Genomic DNA, 24,661 nt, shown 5'->3' on the forward strand with positions numbered 1-24,661 from the left:
GAGTTATCTATTATTAAGTTAGGTGTATAAGATGGTAAATTCAGATCAAAACAAAAAGTTAGAGAAAGAGTTAACAGAGAAGAAGAAAATAGAAAGGATGCGGGCGCTTAAGCGGAATTTGTTAGCTGCGAGTACGGCCGGAATCGGTGGCATTTTAGGCGGCTTATTAAATTCGCCGCAAGTAGCTCATGCGGCAACTAATGTACCGAAGGTTAAGACAACAAACTATGAACATTTGCTCGTTAATGCCAATTCGGCAGTAATTCCTGCTTCTCAAAGTGCTCAGCAGTTAAGTGCAGCTGATTATGAGCAGACTACGCAGGGCAATTCGACTAGTACGGCAGAAGCACTTAGTCAAACACAATCTAAGACGATGCCTAAACAATCGGCTAGTGCGGAAATCAAGTCATCTGTTGCCAGTCAAAAAGAACCGCAGAGTTCAACAGTAGTTAAATCACAGTCTACTGCCAGTTCAGCATCAACCACTGAATCAGCTTCAACAAGTGCGACCAGTCAAGCAAGCCATGCTAAACAAGAATTGCAACAATCGCGGGCAACTAAAGAGACGACTTCAGCGCAAAATTCCCTAGTTAACTCGCAAGATGATTTTGATGCTAATTCAGAAGCTAATTCGATTGCCAATGATTTTAACAATACCAGTGCCAATCACTCATCGCTGACTGATTATGTGTCACAGTCAGAATCTAAGAGTTTGGCCAGTAACGATCGTGATTCTTCTGGCTCGGCAAGTTTACATGAAAAAGGCTCAAAAGCTGCATCACTTGCTAATTCGTATGCCAGCAGTTTAGCATCCACGCAAGATTCAAAAGTCAACGGCGACGATGATGATACTTTTAATAGTTTAATCATCGGCGGCGGGTCTGATAATGCTTCCAACAATTCAACTATTGCTTCCAATAATATTTCAGTTGCTAATAGTGATAGCGCAATGCTGCAGTCCTATATTGCTAACAGTCAATCTCGTTCAGCTAGTGTAGCCAGTGATCATGCTCAGAGTTTTGCCAATAGCATGTATGCTTCAAGCAATCTTAGCTTGCTTAGCAGCCAAAGTCTTAGTTTATCGGCTTACAGAAATAGAAGTTTTGATGATTCAAATTCTCAGAGTAAGGTAATTAGTCAGGCTGAAAGTAATTCGACATCAATGGTAAGTAAAAGCAGCAGTGCTAATTCAGTAAGTACCGCTGATAGTAAATCTACGAGCACATGGTTTGCTTCTACGAGTAAACAAGTAACAGATGAGAGTAATGCTGCATCGCTAGCAAGTGCTAAAGACAGCAATGATACGTCGCTAGTTACTTCACAACTTAATTCGTATTCGTTGAGCTTATGGCAAAGACAATCTGCTGACATGAGTTTATCGAACTCAGCAGCAACTTCAGCGATTATCAGTATGAAGGCTGATATTATCAGAATGAGCAAGTCAATCAGTGTCAGCAACTCACTGAAAGATTCGCAGCTGACCAGTTTGAGCCATGTGTCTCTTAATGCTTCTGAAAGTTTGTCAGATAGTATTATTGCCAGTTCAAGTGCATCAGAAGTTACCAGTAGGAACTATTCTTCAACGGTTTCACGCTACTTAAATTTAAGTAAGAGCAATTCTTCAATGCATGCAGCAGTTTCGAATGAAAATTCAAATTACGAAGCAAGTACGTCAGCGCAAAATTCTTCATCAGTTAGTAGAAGTTTGTCAGCTTCTCAAAGTAAGTTAGATGCAATTTCTAAAGTTAATTCACAAAGTTTAGCAGCAAGCTCGCAGGCTTCAAGTGCAGCGGCTTCTGAATTAAACCAGAGTGTAGCCAATTACAATTCGGCATCACTATCGGCTTCACGCTATATTGCCTCGGCAAGTGAGTCAGCAAGTAACAATAGCGACAGTATGAACGCTAGCATGACTTCGGAAACTAGTCGGCTCAATTCTTCGTTGACATCGCAAGGACAGCAGCTTTCAGCTAGTGTCCAGAATTCATTGTCTGAAGCTGGCAGCTTATCTGATGCTGCAACGCACTCAGAGATTGAAAGTCTGCTGGTTGATAATTCGCAAATGAGTCAATCAAGTTCAGCTAGTTCACTTTCATTAAGTCAAAGCAAGAGTCAGTCAACGGTTGATAGTGCAAGTATCAGCAGGTCTCATAGTGATAGCGATAGCAAAGTAATCGCTGATAGTAAGAGCGAGAGTTTCAGTACTTCGATTAGTGACAGTAACAATTCTGCCAGTTTGAGTACGTCTATTAGCCAAAGCACCAGCAAATCAATTGCCGAAAGTGAGAGCAAGAGCTTTAGTGGTTCAATTAGTCAGAGCAATTCAATCGTTGCCAGTGCAAGTGAAAGTTTCAGTGCATCAATCAGTGATAGTAATAATTCTGTCAGCTTGAGCACATCAGCTAGCCAAAGTACCAGCAAATCAATTGCTGAAAGTGAAAGCAAGAGCTTCAGCGGTTCAATTAGTCAGAGTAACTCAGTGATTGCTAGTGCAAGCGAGAGCTTCAGTGCTTCAATTAGTGATAGTAATGTTTCAGCTAGTTTGAGCACATCAGCAAGTCAAAGTACAAGTAAATCAATTGCTGACAGCTTAAGTGCCAGCAACAGTTCCTCAATTAGTCAGAGTAACTCAGTGATTGCTAGTGCGAGTGAGAGTTTTAGTGCTTCAATCAGCACAAGTAATTCGACAGCAATCAGCCAAAGCGATAGTACTTCTGAGAGTTTACAAAATTCAATTGAATCGGCAATTAATGCTTCGGGTAATTCGAATGCCAAGGATAGCTTGAGTTACAGTGCCTCATTAAGCAAGAGCAATTCAATCGTTGCCAGTGCAAGCGAGAGCTTCAGTACTTCAATTAGTGATAGTAACAGTTCAGCCAGTTTGAGCACATCAGCTAGTCAAAGTACGAGTAAATCAGAAGCTGACAGCTTAAGTGCCAGCAACAGTGGCTCGATAAGTCAGAGTAACAGTTCTGCCAGCTTGAGCACATCGGCTAGTCAAAGTACCAGCAAATCAGAAGCTGATAGCTTAAGTGCCAGCAACAGTGGTTCAATTAGTCAGAGTAACAGTTCTGCTAGTTTGAGCACATCAGCAAGTCAAAGCACGAGTAAATCAATTGCTGACAGCTTAAGTGCTAGCAACAGTGGCTCAATTAGTCAGAGTAACAGTTCTGCTAGCTTGAGCACTTCAACTAGTCAAAGCACAAGTAAATCAGAAGCTGACAGCTTAAGTGCTAGCAACAGTGGCTCGATAAGTCAGAGTAACAGTTCAGCAAGCCTGAGTACTTCAGCAAGCCAAAGCACGAGTAAATCAATTGCTGACAGCTTAAGTGCTAGCAACAGTGGCTCAATTAGTCAGAGTAACTCAGTCGTTGCCAGTGCAAGTGAAAGCTTTAGTACCTCAATTAGTGATAGTGATAGTTTAGCTAGTTCAAGTAATTCCACCAGCAAATCAACCGCTGATAGCTTGAGCGAAAGTATTTCAACGAGTGTACAAAACTCAATTGAATCGGCGATTAATGCTTCGGGTAATTCGAATGCTAAGGATAGTTTGAGCTATAGTGCCTCATTGAGTAAAAGTAACTCAATTGTTGCTAGTGCGAGTGAGAGCTTTAGTGCTTCGATTAGTGGTAGTGACAGTTCAGCCAGTTTGAGCACTTCGACCAGCCAAAGCAAGAGCAAATCTATTGCCGACAGCCAGAGTGAGAGCTATAGCACATCATTAAGCACGAGCAACAGTTCAGCCAGTTTGAGCACTTCAACCAGCCAAAGCGAGAGCAAATCTATTGCAGATAGTCAGAGTGAGAGCTATAGCACATCATTAAGCACGAGCAACAGTTCAGCTAGTTCGAGCACTTCGACCAGCCAAAGTAATAGTAAGTCAATTGCGGACAGTCAGAGTGAAAGTTTCAGTGTATCATTAAGTACAAGCAATAGCTCAGCCAGTTTGAGCACTTCAACCAGCCAAAGCGAGAGCAAATCTATTGCAGATAGTCAGAGTGAGAGCTATAGCACATCATTAAGCACGAGCAACAGTTCAGCCAGTTTGAGCACTTCGACCAGCCAAAGCGAGAGCAAATCTATTGCAGATAGCCAGAGTGAAAGTTTCAGTGCATCATTAAGTACAAGCAATAGCTCAGCTAGTTCGAGTACTTCAACCAGCCAAAGCGAGAGCAAATCTATTGCGGACAGTCAGAGTGAAAGCTTCAGCGCTTCAATTAGTACAAGCAATAATTCCGCTAGTGCAAGTACATCTACAAGCCAAAGCGAGAGCAAATCTATTGCAGATAGCCAGAGTGAGAGTTTTAGCACATCGATTAGTAAGAGTAACTCAATTGTTGCCAGTGCAAGTGAAAGCTTCAGCGCTTCAATTAGTACAAGCAATAATTCCGCTAGTGCAAGTACTTCGACGAGTGAAAGTAATAGTAAATCAGCTGCAGATAGTGAAAGTACGAGTCGCAGTGCATCATTAAGTACGAGTAACAGTTCAGCTAGTTCGAGCACTTCGACCAGCCAAAGCGAGAGCAAATCTATTGCAGATAGCCAGAGCGAAAGTTTTAGCACATCGATCAGTAAGAGTAACTCAATCGTTGCCAGTGCAAGTGAAAGCTTCAGCGCTTCAATTAGTACAAGCAATAATTCCGCTAGTGCAAGTACATCTACAAGCCAGAGTGATAGTAAGTCAGCAGCGGATAGCGAAAGTTCCAGTCGCAGTGCTTCATTAAGTACAAGCAACGGTTCAGCTAGTTTGAGCATTTCAACCAGCCAAAGCGAGAGCAAATCTATTGCAGATAGCCAGAGTGAGAGCTTTAGCACATCGATTAGCAAGAGTAACTCAATCGTTGCCAGTGCGAGCGAGAGTTTTAGTACCTCGATTAGTGGTAGCAACAGTTCAGCCAGCTTAAGTACTTCCACAAGCCAAAGTAATAGTAAATCAGCTGCAGATAGTGAAAGTGAGAGCTTTTCTACGAGTTTACAAAGTTCATATTCATCAGCAATTAGTGCCTCAGGCAATTCAAATTCATCAGCAAGTTTGAGTAATAGTTTAAGCAACTCAGGGGTAATTAGTCAGAGTGAAAGTTATAGTAATTCAATTAGTGCCAGCAATTCAGCTGCTGAAAGTGCTAGTCAAAGTTATAGCACGTCATTAAGTAATAGTAATTCTGTTGTAGTTAGCGCGAGCGAAAGTTACAGTAGATCTATTAGTGCTAGTGATTATGTCGCAAGCACTAGCCAGTCAACAAGTCTGAGTCAAAGTCGCTCAAAGGCTGAGAGTGCTAGTCAGAGCTACAGCAATTCTGTTAACAATAGCTCTTATTCAGCTAGTCTAAGTGCTTCTGCAAGTGAAAGGGATAGTCAGTCTGCCGCTATTAGCGCGAGTGAAAGTTATAGTAATTCGTTAAACAACAGCAATATTTCTGCTAGCCAAAGTATTTCAGCAAGTCAACGCGATAGTAAGTCAATTGCTGATAGCACAAGCCAGAGTTTCAGTACATCATTAAGTGAAAGCAACTCTGCAGCAGTTAGTGCCAGTGAAAGCTTCAGCACTTCAATCAGCAACAGTAATAGTTCCGCAAGTCAAAGCACTTCAAAGAGCCAAAGCGATAGCAAATCAATTGCTGATAGTACAAGCCAAAGTTTCAGTACATCACTAAGCAACAGTAACTCGGCAGCAATAAGTCAGAGTGACAGCATTTCCAAGAGTTTGCAAAATTCATTTATATCGGCAATCAGTGCGTCAGGGAACTCTACTGCATCAGAAAGCTTGAGTAATAGCTTGAGCAACTCAGCGGTAGCCAGTCAGAGTGAGAGCTTCAGTAAATCAATTAGTGCCAGTGATTACATTGCAAGTACGAGTCGTTCAACTAGCGAGAGTCGTAGCAAGTCGCAAGCTGATAGTATTAGTGAGAGCAATAGCAATTCATTCAACAATAGTTCTTACTCAGCCAGCTTAAGTACATCGGCTAGCCAGCGCGACAGTCAGTCAACAGTAATTAGCACGAGTGAAAGTTACAGTAAATCATTGAATGATAGTAATACTTCAGCCAGTTTAAGTACTTCAACTAGTCAAAAAGACAGTAAGTCAGCTGCCGATAGCACAAGCCAAAGCTATAGTGCATCATTGAGTGAGAGCAATTCTGCAGTAGCTAGTGCTAGCCAAAGCTATAGTGCATCATTAAGTAATAGCAATAGTTCCGCAAGTCAAAGCACCTCAAAGAGTCAAAGCGATAGTAAATCAATCGCTGATAGTGCTAGCCAAAGCTTTAGCGCCTCAATAAGCAACAGCAATAGTTCTGCGAGTCAAAGTACTTCAAAGAGTCAACGTGATAGTAAATCAATCGCTGATAGCACAAGCCAGAGTTACAGCACTTCACTAAGCAACAGTAATTCTGCAGCAGTAAGTCAAAGTGACAGTATTTCCAAGAGTCTGCAGGATTCATTTGCATCAGCAATCAGTGCATCGGGCAACTCTAATGCATCAGAAAGCTTTAGTAATAGCTTGAGTAACTCAAAGGCAGCTAGTTTGAGTGAAAGCTTCAGTAATTCAATTAGTGCAAGTGATTATGTGGCAAGTACGAGTCGCTCAACTAGCGAAAGTCGCAGCAAGTCACAAGCTGATAGCATTAGTGAGAGCAATAGTAATTCACTCAACAATAGTTCTTACTCGGCCAGTTTAAGTGCCTCAGCTAGTCAGCGCGACAGCCAGTCAGCATTCAATAGTACTAGCGAAAGCTACAGTAATTCATTGAATAACAGCAATAGTTCCGCAAGCCAAAGCACTTCAAAGAGCCAAAGCGATAGCAAATCAATTGCTGATAGTACAAGCCAGAGTTACAGCACATCATTGAGTGCAAGCAATTTTGCAGTAGTTAGTGCTAGCCAAAGCTTCAGCACTTCAATCAGTAACAGTAATAATTCTGCAAGCCAAAGCACCTCAAGGAGCCAAAGCGATAGTCAATCTGCCGCTGATAGTACAAGCCAGAGTTACAGTACATCATTGAGTAACAGCAACTCAGCAGCAGTAAGTCAAAGTGACAGTATTTCTAAGAGCTTGCAAGACTCATTTGCATCAGCAATCAGTGCATCGGGCAACTCTAATGCATCAGAAAGCTTTAGTAATAGCTTGAGTAACTCAAAGGCAGCTAGTCTGAGTGAAAGCTTCAGCAATTCAATTAGTGCAAGTGACTATGTAGCAAGTACCAGTCGTTCAACTAGCGAGAGTCGCAGCAAGTCGCAAGCTGACAGCATTAGTGAAAGTAATAGTAATTCACTCAATAACAGTTCTTACTCGGCAAGCTTAAGTGCCTCAGCTAGTCAGCGCGACAGTCAGTCGTCAGCAAGTAGCGAGAGTCGGAGCTATAGCACATCAATTAATAACAGTAATGAATCCGCCAGTTTAAGCACTTCAACTAGTCAAAAAGACAGTAAGTCAATCGCTGATAGTAGCAGTCAAAGCTATAGTAATTCGTTGAGTGCAAGCACATCTGTAGCTGCTTTAAGTAGCTTGAGTATGAGTAAGTCATTAAGTGAGAGCAACTCAATCGTTATCAGCCAAAGTGAAAGCTTCAGCACGTCGATTAGTAACAGCGATTATGCAGCAAGCACCAGTCGCTCAACTAGTGAAAGTCGCAGTAAATCGCAAGCTGATAGTAATAGTGAAAGCAATAGTAATTCCCTCAACAATAGTTCATATTCAGCTAGCTTAAGTGCATCGACTAGTCAGCGCGACAGTCAATCGAAGGCAGTTAGTGCAAGTGAAAGCTATAGTGCATCGCTAAGTACCAGTGATTTTTCGGCAAGTCGGAGTGCATCAACTAGTCAAAAGAATAGTCAATCAATCGCTGATAGTGGCAGTCGAAGTTACAGCACTTCACTAAGCGATAGCAATTCTTTAGCCAGCTCAAGTACGTCGACAAGTCAGAGCACTAGTCAATCTGCCGCTGACAGCACAAGCAAATCATTTAGCGCAAGTAACGCAGTAGTTATTAGCCAAAGTGACAGTTTTAGTAATTCAATTAGTGCTAGTGATTATCTTGCAAGTACCAGCCGTTCAACTAGTGAGAGTCGTAGTAAATCGCAAGCAGATAGTGCCAGTGAAAGCTACAGTAAATCATTGAGTGATAGCGAATATATTGCTAGTTTAAGTAGATCGACTAGTCAACATGACAGTCAACTAGCTGCTAACAGCGTTAGCGAAAGCTACAGTAAGTCATTAAGTGAAAGTGATTCAGGAGCAAGTGCAGCAAGTTTGAGTTATAGCAAGTCACTTAGCTTAAGTAATTCAATTGCTGTTAGCCAAAGTGATAGCTTTAGTACTTCAATTAGTAACAGTGACTACCATGCAAGTACGAGTCGCTCAACTAGTGAGAGCCATAGTCAATCACAAGCTGACAGCACCAGCGAGAGCTACAGTAATTCTGTTAACAATAGTTCTTACTCAGCTAGTCAAAGCATTTCTGCAAGTGAGCGCGACAGTCAGTCATTAGCTAACAGCGCCAGCGAAAGTTACAGTAGATCGCTGAGTGCCAGTGGTTCAGTAGCAAATGATGCCAGTCTAAGTATGAACAAGTCACTGAGCTTGAGTAACTCAATTGTTGTTAGTGCGAGCGAAAGCTTCAGTACTTCCATCAGTAACAGCGATTGGTCTGCATCTCTGAGTCGGTCAAATAGCCAGAGTGAAGGTAATTCAATGGCTGATAGCACCAGCCGTAGCTTTAGTACTTCAACTAGTGAGAGCAAATCACAAGCCGACAGTACTAGTGAAAGTTATAGTGCTTCTGTCAATAACAGTTCGTATTCCGCAAGTTTGAGTACTTCAGGAAGTGAGCGCGACAGTAAGTTTGCGGCCGACAGAGCTAGTGAAAGTTACAGCACATCGCTTAGTCTCAGCAACTCAATCGTTGTTAGTGCCAGCGAAAGCTTCAGTATTTCAATTAGTGACAGTAACAATTCCGCAAGTCGCAGCATGAGCCGCAGTAATTCACTTGTAGATAGTGCCAGTGAAAGCTTCAGCACTTCAATTAGTGACAGCAATAGTTCGGCAAGTCGCAGCATGAGTTTCAGCAATTCACTTGTAAGTAGTGCCAGTGAAAGTCTTAGCACTTCAATTAGTGATAGCAATAGTTCGGCAAGTAAGAGCACTTCAACTAGTCAAAGTGAGAGTACTTCAGTAGTTGAAAGCACCAGCATCAGTAATAGTGCTTCACTCAGTAATAGTTCTAGTGCGGCTAATGTAAGCATGAGTAACAGCCAGTCAACTTCAATTATTGCCAGTCAGAGTGAAAGCACCTCAATTAGCAAGAGCAAGTCAATTGCTAATGACTGGGATAACAATGGTGGCGGTGGTAACTATGTACCATCTAATACACCATCTGCTTCAAACTCTGCTTCTACATCAACTTCAGGTGCTGAGGATACTAATGCAATAATTAAGAAGTTACATCATAATGCTTATGTATACGATAAGAATGGCAACCGCGTAAGCAATCTTGTTATCGCAATCGACACGCAGGTTAAGACCTATGGCGATAAGCAATTGATCAACGGCCGTTACTACTATTACATTGGTGATGACCATTATGTAGTTGCACGCAACTTTGTTGGCTTTGAAGGTAAGCTGCGGCACAACGCTTATGTTTATAATTCAAAGGGTAAGCGAGTTGGCAAGACTGTCTTGAAGCGTGGCAAGAAGATGAAGGCCTACGAGACAATTTATATCAATGGTCGCAAGTTCTATAACACGCAGCACGGCAGATACATTGCAGCCGGCAACTTCAAGGGTAGTGAATTACGCTTAAAGCACAATGCCTATGTTTATGACAAGAATGGCCATCGCCTTAGTGATAAAAAGCTGGGCAAGGGCCAAAAGATTAAGATTTACAGTACCAAAATAATTAAGGGCAAGAAGTATTACCATGCACGTCATGGTCGCTACATCTTGGCCGCAAATTTCAAAAAATAGTAACAAGATAAGTTAAATTAAGAAAGCATCCTCAATGATTGGGGATGCTTTTTGGTTTGTTTAAAGTTAGAAACGGTATCTTTGTGAAAATCCTTTGCATTTGATGAAAAAATGTTATAACATAGCTATTTGTGATAGTTAGCAAGCTAACTATTTTTAATTAGGGGGAATTTGATGCAAAGAAAATTAGACGCAAAATTAATCTTATCAATTCTTGCGGCAGGTCTGATGTCATTTTCAGGTGTGTTAATTGAAACAGCGGGGAACATTACCTTTCCCGTTTTAATGCAGGAATTTAATGTAAATATGGCAACAGTGCAGTGGATGACGACCGGCTATCTTTTGATTGCCGCAATTATCATGCCGCTGTCGGCTTATTTAAAGAAGAATTTTAGTTCTAAAAAATTGTTCGTGACAGCTGCGATTTTATTTATTATCGGGTTACTGATTGACTCATTGACCACGAAGTCGATGGGCTTCATCTTTTTAGTTATTGGACGTATTGTTCAGGGTGCCGGCGCTGGGATTGCACTGCCACTCATGTTTAACATTATTTTGGAAAGAACGCCGCTTGATAAAGTTGGTCTTTTGATGGGGATTGGGACAATGATTACGGCGGTAGCTCCAGCTTTAGGGCCAACGTTTGGTGGCTTAGTTGTTAACACGCTTAGCTGGCGGTACATTTTCATCCTGATTATTCCGGTAATGATTATTTCCTTTATTATGGGTGTTCTGTGCATCACCAAGGATCCATATCCTTTAAGTCATACCAAGCTTGATTGGGCAGGTTTTATTGAAATTGCCCTGACTTTTGTTGGCTTGATCTTAGCTTTTAGTAATTTATCAGGAATTTTAGTGCGGCCACTAGAATTTGTTGTGCCGTTAGTTATCGGTTTGATTGCCTTAGCCATCTTTATTAAGCACTCACTTAAGGTAAAAGAACCACTACTAAATATTCGCTTACTGAAGAATAGCAAATTTACTGCTGGCATTATTGCCTACTTTATTTTCCAAGTTAATACAGTTGGCTTATCGTTTATTTTGCCAAACTACTTGCAAATCGTGAATACCACTTCTGCGATGGTTGCGGGACTATTGCTATTACCAGGTGGTGCCATTGGTGCCGTTGCTTCTCCAGTTAGTGGGCGAATGCTAGATAATTATGGCCCGAGAAAGCCAATCATGACTGGTGCATGCTTTGAACTTGTCGGCAGTATCATGTTTTGCCTGTTTGCCCAACATTTTACCGGTAGCAATGTGCTTGTTTCTTACCTTGTGATTATGATGGGTACTGGTTTAATCATGGGTGACACAATGACCTCATCTTTGAACCTGCTTACTAAGGAAGAAAACGCTGATGGTAATGGCCTGTTCAACATGGTGCAGCAATTTTCCGGAGCCGTGGGGACGTCGATTGTTTCTGCTATCATGCAATTTGTTCAGCAAATGAGTTCAAAGCCAACACCGGCTGGCAAGCTGATTGATGGTGCTCAAGTTGGGTTAATTTTCTTATTAATTTTGGTTGTGATTGGCGTATACTTATTACATAAAGCAACAAAAAAGGACAGTTTAAGTGAGAGTTAACTAATGAAGAAAAATTTTGGTTTAGCTTTGCAGCGAGCACAAAATACCTTTAATCGCAATGTTGATCGTTATGCGCGGACAATTGGTCTAACAGGTACACAAATGGTGATTATTCAATTTTTAAGTGCGGTACCTAAAGAAAAGAAAATCTATCAAAAGGATATTGAGCATGAGTTCAATATTCGCAAGTCAACGGCAACGAACATTTTGAAGTTGTTGGAACATAAGGACTTAATTGCTAAAAAGGTTGATGAGCATGACAGCCGGCTGAAAGAAATAACGTTAACGCCAAAGGCAGAAGTTATTGAGCGGGATGCGGCTGCTTATATTGAGCGCTCGGAAGCAAGTGTTGAACAAATATTGGGCAAAAAACTGCGTGATGAAGTGACGCAGGCTCTGCTCAAGCTGGACCAAGAATTATAACGAATTAAAGCCATGTAGTGAAATCTGCATGGCTTTTATAATTTTTACAAGTACTTTGTGTTATTCTTAATAAGTAAATAAAGTGGTAAGTTTTAGTTAAAAAGTCGGTGGCATAAATGAAAAAATTACGTTCGTTAATCTTTGTTTTTTTAATTAGTTTAGGAATAGTTGCTTTTAATAATCAAAAAGTAGCAGCGACAGTTCGCCATGACGACCAATATTATTTGAAAAAAGCTAAACTAAACAAGGATGAGCTAGTTGGCAAGTATTTAATTGATAATAATGGTAGGCGGCACAAGTTGACACTTAGTAAGAAAGGCAATCACACCAAGGCAGCAAGAAAAGTTGCCAAGGTAATTGCTAAAGTGTGTCAGGAGCAAGGTGGGACAACTGATTTGCAGAAAGTTGATATGGCAGCTTATTACGTTTCTCTATTTTGCGCGCGTGATCACTACACAATGCAAGGGCCATACTTTACCACGGCTTACGGCGTTTTCATTGCCAAGCAATATTCTTGCGCGGGTAGTGCGGCGGCCTTAGGCATGGTGCTGAAGCAAATGGGTTATAAATACCATCACGTCAATAAGAACAAGTATACTCACCAGTGGTGCACGCTAAAAATGGATGGTAAAAAAGGCTACGCTGACGGTCAAGCTGGTATTGCCAATTATGGTAAGTATTTTACAAAAAAGCGGCAAGTGATTAAAATGCCTGCTAACACCTTAAAAAGTCAGCTGCTTCAGGAAGCCCTCCAGAAGTATAGTGAGACTCTTAATTAAGAATTTTTTAAAAGTTGTGAAAAATTAGTTTAATCCAAAATTGGTATTATAATTAAACAATGAACTGTTAGGAGGTAATTAAGATGGAACAAGAACAAAAAATGCAGATTTTACAAGATTTAATAGCCTTGCACTCAGTCAATGGTGACGAGTTGCCAGTAGCCAATTATCTGAAAAATTTGCTTGATAAAGCAGGTATTAAGAACAAGATTTTACCGCTCAAAGATGAGGCCAATCGGGCTAATTTGGTGGCTGAACTCGGATCAGGTAAGCCAGTTTTAGTTATTTCTGGGCATATGGACACAGTTGACGTTAACCAAGACAACTGGAAGACCGATCCGTTTAAACTCACTAAAAAAGGTGATAAATTATATGGCCGCGGCACTACTGATATGAAGGCAGGCCTAGCAGCAATGGTAATTGCCATGATTGAACTAAAGGAAAGTGGTGCAGAAATTGCCGGCACAATTCGTTTATTGGCAACTGCCGGTGAGGAAGTTGGTCAACCAGGTGCCGAAGAATTGGAAAAGCAAGGTTATGTTGCTGATGCCGATGCTTTGTTAATTGGTGAACCATCGGGCTTGCTCAGAACTATTTATGCTAATAAAGGTGAGCTTGACCTGACAATTTCTTCAGAAGGTAAGGCAGCTCACAGCTCCATGCCATTTTTGGGCAATAATGCGGTTGAGCACCTGCTCAATGTTTTGACTAACATTAAAAAGTGCATTAAGGAATTGACAACTGGCGTCAAAAACGATGTCTTGGGTGAAACTGTCTTTAACATCGATACCATCAAGGGTGGTAATCAAGTCAACGCAATTCCAAGTTATGCTCAAGCTGAGCTGAATTTGCGGACAATTCCAGAGCTTGATAACCCTAAGATTTTGCAGGCCTTCCAGCAAGTGATTGACGATTACAACAATTCGACTACTGGTCATATTAAAATGACGGTTGACATGGACATTGTTCCCATTATTGGTGATCGTCATTCTAAACTAGTTAAGGTTGTTCAAGATGCCGCTCAACCGTATGTCGCTAAGCAAAAGCTGTCAGCTGACCAAGTAGCCTTGATGAAAAAAGAGGCCCAAATGGCAAATACTGAATATCACGAGGGTGGCTTCTTAACTGAAGGCGTTTCTGGTGGGACCGATGGATCGAAATTCCTTGTTAGTCGGCCAATGGGCTTTGCTTATCTGATGTACGGTCCTGGCAGCAATACGCCACACCAAGATAATGAGTATGTTTCCGAGCAAATGTACCTCGACTTTATTGATATTTTTAAGGACATTTTGGTTAATTTTGGCAAATAATAATTAAATTAGGGCAGCACAATTAGCGATCGTGCTGCCTTTTTAGTGAGCAAAAGAAAAATTTTGTCTATTTAATTAATCTTGGGCTGTAAATGGATACAAGGTCTGTTAAACTTTGTTAAGGTGATGAAAATGGAAAACAAAGCAATTGATGTTGGCGTATTAGCTGCCAAAATTTTAATCGAGTCTGGTTCAGAAATGTGGCGTGTTGAGGACACAACCAAGCGGATTATTGATCATGCCGCTAGCAGTAAGGCTGAGGCCTTTACTAGCCTGACGGGCGTTTTAGTTAGTTTGAAAAATGCATCTTATACCCGATTTATTCAAATTGAAAAGCGGGGGATTAATATGGCCCGAATTAACGGCGTTAACCGGTTGTCGCGGCAGTATACTGCTAATCAGATTACGCTGGATGAGCTAGAAGCTGGCCTAAATCAGGTTCAAGCGGCTAAACCACAGTTTCCAATTTGGGTACAGACACTTGCCGCTGGCTTTGAAAGTTCTTTTTTCATGTTTATCTTTACGCAGACTTATGATTGGCGTGATTTTCCATTGGCTTTTGTTGCAGGAGCCTTGGGCTATTATGTGACCTTGTTCTTATCGTCGCGTGTACGCATTCGCTTTATTAGCGAGTTTTTCGGTGCCTTAGTAATTGGCTTATGCACGGTTATTGGGGTTCATTTTCATCTCGGGTTTAACAGTCAGAATATCATTATCGGTGCGATTATGCCGCCAGTGCCGGGGATACCAATGATTATTGCCGTGCGTGACATCTTCGAAGGAAACTTGTTATCGGGACTGGAACGGATGATGGAATGTTTGATTACGCTGAGTGCCTTGGCCTTTGGCATCGGCGTTGTGCTGCACTACTTGTAGCAGAAAGGCGGGGATGAGATGACTTTTTATCATTTTATAATTCAGGTTCTTTTCAGCTACTTGGGGACAGTCATGTTTGACCTCTTTATCAATTTACCCAAGAATGCCCTTAACGCGTCCGGCGGCATTGCTTGTGTTGGCTGGCTCGTATACTGGTTCATGTTTGAATTTGGCCTTGGCTCGATTTTGGCTAATTTTGTGGCGGCGTTTGTTGTTGGCAGCTTAGGGATCATCTTCGCTGTGAAAAAGAAAATGCCAAGTACGATGTTTGTCAGTGGCTTAGTGCCATTAGTGCCGGGAGCCAGTGGCTACGAAGCTTTGGCTGCGATGATTAATCACTCGCCGATGATTGCCGTCCAAAAGACAATCCACGTGGCAATGGTTGCCGGTGCAATTGCTCTTGGCTATGTCTTTTCACAAGTGGTAGTTGAATTAATGCACCGGAAGCGTCGCTAAATTATATTGTTTACAAAACTACTAATTGTATATTATTGAAAAACTTGCAATTAATTAGCTAATAATGCAAATTGTTAAAATTAATAATTAATTATTAAACTAGAAGCACTATTTCATTTTGAAATAGTGCTTCTTTTGGTCTATACCTTGATATTTAAGCGATTTATAAAAATGTTATTTTATAACTTATGCAAAGATACGCCAGCACTAGCTTGAAGCAAATCGAACTATAATATATTTTGTTATCTATAAGCATACTGCTTGTATGAATTAAATATAGGGTCTACCATGAGTTGTGTAAGCATTATCAATGAAAAGTTGATTTTCTAATAAATAAGAGGTAGAAATATGCTGGGAAAAAATAATTTTAAGGAAAGATTAAGGAAAACAGAGATGCAATCCAAGAAGGATCGCTTCTCAATCCGGAAGTTGACCGTGGGGGCAGCTTCCGTTTTGTTGGGCTTTAGTTTTATGGCAATGAACGGTCAAACTGCTAAGGCTGACACCATTTCTTCATCTGATACTGAAGTTCAAACAAGCAAAAATGATACTACTACTTTAGAAAATAAGCATCAGTCTGCAAATGACAAAACTAGTGCTAAACCAAATCTAGCTACTTATTCGGGCTTGAAATCATTTTTGAAGAGCGGTAAGAGTGACACTGAAGAAACTGATAAAACTGATACCAATAAGGAGCAGGAAAAGCCAGAAACGCCTACTTCAAGTGATACAAATTCTACTGCCAAGCCAGCTGAAGACACAAATACAACTGACACTACTAAACCAGCTGATACTAATCAGCCAGCAGACACAGATATTACCAAGCCTGGTGATTCAAATTCAACCACGCCAGATACGGATACTGCTGTCAAACCAAACGACGGAAAAATTACTAATCAGGATGACCCTGCTCCAACTTCGGCCGATGTCACAACTTGGGATGAAATGACGAAGGCTTTAGAAAGTGACACCATTGTTACAATTAATCTGAAAAATGACATTATCGCCGATCCAAATGAAACCAAAGAGTACACGATTTTGAGTGACAAGGTTGTTAATGGTAACAGCTATACTTTAGATATTGGCTCCAACCTTATTCAAGATACCCACTTTTCATACGGGATTACCTTTAATGACTTAAAGTTGATGGGACAAAAGCCAAATAATGATCCTGAATCATTCAACTTCTATGGCTATGATAATGATAAAGCCATTACCTTGAATAATGTCGAGAGTGATAATGTCAGCTATGATAACATCATCAAATTTCAAAATAAAGTTGAGATTAATTACAACATTGACGGCAATATCTTTAGTGACTATTCAGAACCGTTAGCAATGACTGGGTCTGATGTGACGATTGACTTTGCGCCAACTGTCGGAACTTCATCTAGCTTTATCTGCGACATCTTTATCCTTGAGGATAGTTCCAAGGTAAATATTCATGTTGCCAATACTAAGAGTGCATTGCGTGGTACTGGGACAACCGATACTGCCAGAGTCGAGGTCGGTGAAAACGCAACCTTTGATATGACAATTGATCCATCAGTTAACTTCTTATACCGGGTTGATGATGGTATTCCGCCGATGTGGTTGAAGCTGAAAAAGGGTTCGGTAACTCATATTTATAATAATTCTTCGGATGCTGGTGTTAACCCAGGTAAAGACAACCAGATTAAGTTAAAGGTTGATACACCGAAGATTTTCAGTATCACTAGCGATACTGCAGATGTTAATAACTTTAACTTCCCAATAACCGATATTTCTGGTGCTAAGATGGGGATGATTACTGACCACTATAAGTGGATCATTCAAGATTCTGATAATGCCAATATCATGGACCCTACCCTAACCGATGATAAGATGCAGATTTTGGCTAACCCAACTTTACCAGAAAACATTCTGCAAGATGGTAAGGCCAACAAGACATTCCAAGACTTAAGCACAATAGACGATTTTCAAACGGTAATTAATACTGCCGGTGGTTTTAACGGTTCTGCTGGTTTTGAACTGGGGACTGATCTTTATGATTCCTGGAAGAAGACTGATGCTGGGCGCTACAATATTTCTTCAACTAGTCTTGAAGTCCACGGCGGTCAGACAAGCGGAATTGGTCTTGCTAATGACAGATTGAATGCAGTTGATAGCCATGATAATACTCCAAAAGATATTGCTGACTTATTAACTCTTGTTGATAGTATTAATCCAAGTAATGAGACCATTACTGGTATTGCATGGCTGCCAAACAAGGCAATGGATGCCAATGGTAATTTGATTGACGGTGGTTTGGTTAAAGATACGACCGGTAATTTAATTGAAAATATTGGTTCGCAAGTTGGCCCAGAAGGCGATACTAACTTAGGTAATGCGGTCATTCAGGTAACTTATGGTGATGGCACGACTGATGATATTCCGGTAATGCTGAAGGTTATTTTGGCTAGTTCGTCCGGTGATACGCAAAAAGTTGACCATGGTAAGTTCCCAACAGCTGAGCAAGCAAAAGATGCCGTTGTTTTTAATGGTGATGCAAGTGGCTTAAATCCAACTTATGAATGGTACAAGGCTGATGGCTCAGGTCCGTTAACTCAGGCAGATTTGCAAACTGGTAATAATGCCGTTCAAGTTTTGGTAACTTATCACCGTGCTGATGGTCAACCAGATGGGACACAATTAGTTCCCGCAAATGTCTTTATGGGTGAAGATCAAGCAACTGCATCTGGAATTACAGCTGGTAGTGGTCCAGTTGCTGTTCATGCAGTTACCATTCCAAGTGAAAATGATCCAATAGTGCCAGACTTTACTGATTCTAATAAGTGGCATGAATTTTTAGGTGGTAAGTTAGACCATGTAACAGGTGTTACTTGGGATGATGACACTAATGTTAGTGACATTATCAATGATGCAACTGGTGAAAAGACGGCTAAATTGCGAGTAACCTTTGAAGATGGATCAACTGCAGAAGTTGACGGTGTTCAGGTCAATGTTCTTGGCGGCGAAAAGGCAGATAATCAGTCAACGACAACACCTAATGGGGTAGTGCCAACGACTGATCAGGCTAAGCAAGCACTTAAAGATACGACAACACTAACTACTGATTTAAGTAACGCTGGTTACGACGTTGATTATTCATGGGCTAAGGATGACAAAGGCACGCCAATGGACCAAGGCTACGTTTCTTACGCGGATCAAGTTCCAAATAAGACAGTGCCAGGCTATGTTGTTTTAACCTACTATAAGAAAGGTCTGCCACATACACCAGAAAACGTTGATGGTAAGCAACTTGTACCAGTTGATGTAACAATTAATAAACAACAAAATAATTTGTATCATGATCAATTAGCTGGTTCTGGTCAAAATTCCGAAGGTGTGTCCGTTGCTAAAAACACAACGATGGATGATGCCACTGCTAAGGATGCAATTTACAAGCCAGCAAACTTCCCACCTGATGCAACATTCAAGTGGGAAAGTCCAGTTGATACTACGACAACCGGTGATAAGTCAGCTTGGGTTGATGTCACTTATGTCGATGGGACGACCGATCGCATTCCTGTCTTAGTTAACGTTTATGACACTGCCTCAAAGGAAATGCCAGAAGGCAAGACACAGACTGCTGACTTGAACGGCGCGGTACCTGATGCTAAGGATTCAATTGCTAATAATGCTGAGTTACCGGCTGATGCCCAATATGAGTGGCAAAATGAACCTGATTTGACACACGAAGGTTCAGCTGTTGGCACGGTTAAAGTAACGTATGCAGACGGCTCAATTGACTATGTCACTGTTCCGGTAATTGTTGGTAATGCTAACCCAACGCAAGACAATGACCCGTTAGGTCAAAGAACCGATATTAACTATGGCGCAACAGCAACGGCAACTGATGACCAAGCTAAAGCCGCAATTTCTAACGCTGACAGCCTGCCAGAAGGAACGACTTTCTCATGGCAAACAGCCCCAGTTGTTAATGATTTGAACAGATTGGGTATTCAAGCAGCTGTTGTTAAGGTAACTTATCCAGATGGCACATCGAACAATGTCCCAGTAGTTGTTGATGTCCTCAGTGATGCCCATTCGGCTGCACGTCCACGGGCAAAGAATGTCTGCATTAATGTTGGGGAGACAATTCCAGATGCAAAGGATGCGGTAATCAACAGCGCAGATTTGACTAATGCAACCAAGTTTGAATATGTAATTAATCCGTCAAAAGATACAGTTGGTGTAACGCAAAACAAGATTAAGATTACTTATGCAGATGGTTCAACAGATGAAGTGCCAACACAAATTATTGTTAATGAAATACCGTCTGATACCGCAACTGAAGCCGAAAAGAACAACCCGCACGTCAAGACAGTTCGGGTTAACTTGAATAGTTCAGTTAACGCAGAAAGCGTGATTGACAACTTTACAGAACTTAAGGGTAATCCAAAAGCTGAATGGGTTGATCCTAATGTTAAAACCGAAATAACGGATACAGCTGGCTTGAAGCAATCACAAATTAAGTTAACCTTCAACGATGGTTCGGTTAAGATTGTCACAGGTTATGTCAGAGTAGTTTCTGATGGCGAAAAGCATACCGATTCGGTTACTGGTAAGACAGTTACTAAGAAGATTGGCGCTGCAATCACCGCTGCTGAAATGGTAAATGATTTGCCAAGTGATGCCGAAGCTACATTTGCATCAACGGTTAATATTACAGATGGTAAGGTTGTTAATCCAGGAACTTATATTGAAACAATTCACATTAAGTTCCACGATGGTACTGAAAAAGAAGTTTCATCAGTCTTAACAGTGCCAAGACAGAGTTCACAAATCAACTTTGTGCAGAACCACCGGGTTGTCTTACACGTTGCTAACGTAGGTAGCGATGTCTCACAGGCACCAAAAGAATTTGATGATCCAAGTTCATTCTTAGGTAATACTGAAGACGCTAATATCGCTAAGATTGAGTGGGCAACAGATGGTTTTCCTAACGTAAGCGAAGCAAATGAACAAGCCAAAGCTAAGATTAAGATTACCTTTAAGGATGGTACGTCAGTTACTGAGAGTATCAATGTTAAGGTAATTGGTGCAAGAAAGGCTGACACTCCAACCACCATTACAGCTGGCGATAATAGCAAGTTGGATGAGGGTCGGGCTAAGTCAGCTTTGAATTCTACTGATGTGATGGCAATTGATTACAAGTTCCCTGGTGCTACATATTCATGGGCCGCAAATGCAGATGGTACAGGCGACGTTGATATTAGTAATGCCGGAGAACAACACCCATATGTCATTATTAGTTATGAAGATGGCACTAAGGAAGCTGTCCAAGTTGACTTAACAGTTAATGAAAAGCCGACATCAGGTGCAACTTATAAGCCAGAAGCAACTAGTGGCTCTGTCACAACTCACATGACAACTAATGGCGTTACAATGCCACCAGAATTTAATGATCCGTCAAAGATGGATGACTTTATGCAAATCCCTGGTGTTGATGACCTTAGCAGCGTTGTTGCCAAGTTAACTTGGGCTAATGATGCTCCAACAACTGCTGGTGATAATCAACAGTTCCAAGTAATTGCGCACTACAAAGATAATTCAGTTAGTGATCCGTTCACAATTAACGTTAATGTGTTAAGTGCCAAGAAGACAGACACACCAACGACGATTGCGGCAGGTGATAAATTAACGGGTGTTATTGCGGAAGCAGCTTTGGACCCAGCAGAAAACGCTAAGATTAAAGCTAAATATCCAAATGTTAAGTACAGATGGGCAACTAGTGCCGATGGTTCAGGAACCGTTGATACAAGTAAAGTTGGCAGTTCACAACCTTACGTTGTTGTTGACTACGGCGACGGTACCATTCAGACTGTCCAAGTTGACTTAACTATTAAATCTCAAGCTGATTCTAATACTGGCAACATTGATGCAACTCAAGCAGCAACTATTACAACTCACTTAGCTAATGGTCTGCACAGTGAAGTTAAGGTTCCTGAATTTACTGATCCAGCTTGGATTAAGGACAACATTAAGCTCAATGATGGCAGCGATGATTCGAGTGCCAAGATTGATCATTTGAGCTGGGACGGCGCCCAACCAGATACGATTGGTGATGGCCAGTCACTTAACGTTGTTGCTCATTACAAGGATGGTTCAACTAGTGCACCATTTAAACTGCCAGTTAATGTAATTGGTGCCGAGAAGAAGACCGATAAGCCAACAACTGTTAAAGTTAATAGCGAGCCTGGTGAAGCAGAAGCCAAGAATGCTTTGATTCTGGAACAAGTTCAGAAGATAGATGGGCAATATCCAAATGTTAAGTATTCATTTGCTAAAAATAGTGACGGCACCGGTAAAGTCGATACAAGTACGCCAGGTACTAGTTCAGCCTATGTTGTAGTTGATTATGGTGATGGCACCAAGCAAACCGTAAAGATTGACCTGACGGTTGGTAGTGAACGTGATGCTGATATTCTTCATCCAGTTGTAGCACCTGTTAACGCAACTGAGCCGATTAAGGCGCACCTAATTCACGATTATGGTACTGGTAACCCGATTACTAAGTATCCAGATGGCTTTTCTACTGATCATCTGGATGAGATGAAGAAGATTATTTCAGGTATTAGTGATCCTGATTGGGATAAAGTAGATTACTTAACTTGGGCAGCTGCATCACCAGATAAACCGGGTGAAAACCAAGATGTTCAGGTAATGGTTCACTACAAAGACGGTTCAGTTAGTGCCCCAATAACTGTTAAGGCCAATATTTATGGTGTTCAACACTTAGATGTTGCTGGGGTAACGAACCATGCGGAAGTTACAGAAGGCGAGCAGCCGACTGCGGACCAAGCAAAAGAAGTTTTAGGTCAGAAAGATTTAGTTGATCAGATTTTGCAACAATATCCGAATACTAAATTTGGCTGGGCTAACAAGCCAGATGGTACTGGAACTCTTGATACAAGTAAACCTGGACAAAAAGATGCCTACGTCATAATTGATTATGATGATGGCAGTAAGCAAGTATTGAAGGTACCATTAACTGTTAATCCAAAGACGCCAGGGGACACTCATACGCCAGAAAAGACGGATGGTTCTGTCACAACGCACTTAACAACAACCGGTGTTGCAACGCCTGATGAATTTAAAGATCCTACAAAATTCAAGGACTTCATGCAGATTTCTGGCAGTGGTGATCCAGCTGACTTAGTTGATCATGTAGATTGGGCCGACGGTACAGGACCAACAGCAGTTGGCGATAATCAACAAGTTGAAGTTGTCGCTCATTATAAGGATGGTACAAAGAGCGATACATTTAAGATTAATGTCAACGTCCTTGATGCACGCAAGAGTGATAAGCCAACAACAGTCTGCAAGGATAGCACTCCAGATCCAAACGTGGCAAAGAATGCTTTAAACGAAGATGACGTTCAGAAGATAGATGCTCACTATCCAAATGCTAAGTATTCATTGGCAGGAAACAGTGACGGTACAGGTACAGTTGATACAAGTACTCCAGGTAAGAAGAATGCCTTTGTTGTAATTGATTACGGCGATGGCACGACGCAAATTGTACCAATTGAGCTGAATGTTGCTGATAGCACGATGGCTGATGATAATCATCCAGTTCCAGCACCTGACAACGCAACTACTCCGATTTTGACGCACTTAGTTCATGATTCTGGCACTGGCAATCCAGTCGCCAAGGAACCAGCTAGCTTTAAAGATCTGGATAAAATGAAGCAAATTATCTCAATTGACAATTGGGAAGTGGTAGATCACTTAACTTGGTCTGATAAAGTTCCAAATAAACCGGGTGATGATCAAGATGTTGAAGTTGTCGTTCACTATAAAGACGGTTCAGTTAGTGAGCCAATAACAGTTAAAGCTAATATTGTTGGTTCCGAGCACTCTGACGTCACAGGTAGCACTCCTGCTCCTGCAGAAGTAGCACCTGGTAAACAACCAACTGAAGACCAAGCTAAGAATGCTTTAGGTCATGGCATAGCCGATGATATTTTGCAACAATATCCAGATGCTAAGTTTAGTTGGGCAAGCAGGTCAGATGGTACAGGTACACTTGATACAAGTAACCCTGGACAAAAGGAAGCTTACGTTGTAATTAAGTATAGTGACGGCACTAAGCAAGTAGTTAAGGTACCACTGAATGTTACGAATAATGGTGGTTCTGGCAATGATACTGGTTCATCATCAAGTAACGATTCACAACCAATTGGCGGCAGTGTCACAATTCCACAAGGTAAAGACTTGAGTAATGATACTGAATATGCCGAACAAGCAATCAGTAACTCAGCAAGCTTGCCAGCAGGTACCACCTACAAGTGGCAAGAAGTTCCAGACACATCAGTTGCTGGTAAGACGCTTTCTGCTTCAGTATTGGTAACTTTGCCTGGTGGCACAAAGGTAGTTGTCCCAGTTTCAGTCACTATTGGCACTAAGAAGGGCGAAACCGTAACTTTGCACCATAATGCATACCTCTACAACGAGGCAGGTCAACGGATTAACGAATTAGTCTATAAGACTGGTTCAGTTGTTCCAGTATATGGTATCAAGACGATTGACGGCAGAGACTTCTACATCTTGGATGATAACCACTACTTAGCTACTGGTAATGTCTTGAGTACTAAGCAAAAGTTGACTCACAATGCCTATGTTTATAACCAATATGGCACGCGGGTTACTAAGAAGGTATTCAAGCGCGGCAAGACGGTTAAGACTTACGGTGAACCAATTAATATTCGGGGTAAGAAGTACTACAAGCTTGATAATGGTTACTTCTTGAGAGCCACGAACTTTAAGAAGCCAAAGCGTGATCTGACACCAGTCCAAGCAATTGCTGCTGATCCAACTAAGGACCGGATAATGCACAACTCTTACTTGTACGATGAAAACGGCAAGCGAGCTAATGGCATTATCCTGAATGCTGGCACGCGGGTCAAGATTGACCAGACGGTGCACAGTATTGCTGGTAGAAACTTCTATAAGACTGATAAGGGTTACTACATTGCAGTTGAAAATATTACGGGCACTAAGGTAAGCTTGAAGCATAATGCGTATGTCTATAACAGATATGGCAGTCGCGTTAGCAAGAAGACCTTGAAGCGTGGCAAGAAGATTACTGTTTATGGTAATCCAGTCAAGTTGCACGGTGCTTCATACTACATTGTTGGTAACAAGACTTATGTTAAAACCGCTAATTTTTAGATAAATTAGTGTAAATGAAAAAACTGTTTGATGAAAATCAAGCAGTTTTTTGTTTGTATTTTAATTAATATTAA

General features: G+C 41.3%; 8 protein-coding genes. All 8 read left to right on the forward strand.

Features of this window, described 5'->3' with window-relative positions; genetic code table 11:
- Positions 1 to 31 precede the first annotated feature (31 nt).
- Positions 32 to 9,961: an SLAP domain-containing protein gene (locus tag OZX63_RS03775; RefSeq protein WP_277144740.1), complete on the forward strand. Its 9,930-nt coding sequence runs from the start codon at positions 32 to 34 to the stop codon at positions 9,959 to 9,961.
- A gap of 174 nt (positions 9,962 to 10,135) precedes the next feature.
- On the forward strand, positions 10,136 to 11,545 hold the full coding sequence (locus tag OZX63_RS03780) for a DHA2 family efflux MFS transporter permease subunit (RefSeq protein WP_277144742.1): 1,410 nt from the start codon (positions 10,136 to 10,138) through the stop codon (positions 11,543 to 11,545).
- 3 nt (positions 11,546 to 11,548) lie between these two features.
- Positions 11,549 to 11,968 carry a MarR family winged helix-turn-helix transcriptional regulator gene (locus OZX63_RS03785; RefSeq protein WP_277144744.1) on the forward strand — a complete coding sequence of 140 codons (420 nt, stop codon included), beginning with the start codon at positions 11,549 to 11,551 and terminating at the stop codon, positions 11,966 to 11,968.
- Positions 11,969 to 12,084: 116 nt separating this feature from the next.
- Positions 12,085 to 12,747, forward strand: a complete 663-nt coding sequence (locus OZX63_RS03790; RefSeq protein WP_277144747.1) for a hypothetical protein — start codon at positions 12,085 to 12,087, stop codon at positions 12,745 to 12,747.
- An 83-nt stretch (positions 12,748 to 12,830) separates the two neighbouring features.
- Entirely contained in the window at positions 12,831 to 14,057 is a 1,227-nt protein-coding gene (locus OZX63_RS03795) for an ArgE/DapE family deacylase (protein ID WP_277144749.1), read from the forward strand.
- 132 nt (positions 14,058 to 14,189) lie between these two features.
- Positions 14,190 to 14,933: a threonine/serine exporter family protein gene (locus tag OZX63_RS03800; RefSeq protein WP_277144751.1), complete on the forward strand. Its 744-nt coding sequence runs from the start codon at positions 14,190 to 14,192 to the stop codon at positions 14,931 to 14,933.
- Positions 14,934 to 14,951: 18 nt separating this feature from the next.
- The gene (locus OZX63_RS03805; protein WP_277144753.1) at positions 14,952 to 15,389 is read left to right on the forward strand and encodes a threonine/serine exporter family protein; all 438 of its coding nucleotides are present in this window, start codon (positions 14,952 to 14,954) and stop codon (positions 15,387 to 15,389) included.
- 393 nt (positions 15,390 to 15,782) lie between these two features.
- Positions 15,783 to 24,587 carry a Rib/alpha-like domain-containing protein gene (locus OZX63_RS03810; RefSeq protein ID WP_277144755.1) on the forward strand — a complete coding sequence of 2,935 codons (8,805 nt, stop codon included), beginning with the start codon at positions 15,783 to 15,785 and terminating at the stop codon, positions 24,585 to 24,587.
- The last annotated feature ends 74 nt before the right edge of the window (positions 24,588 to 24,661 follow it).

This window comes from Lactobacillus sp. ESL0700 (genome assembly GCF_029392095.1).
In the GTDB taxonomy this organism is placed as follows: Bacteria; Bacillota; Bacilli; order Lactobacillales; family Lactobacillaceae; genus Lactobacillus.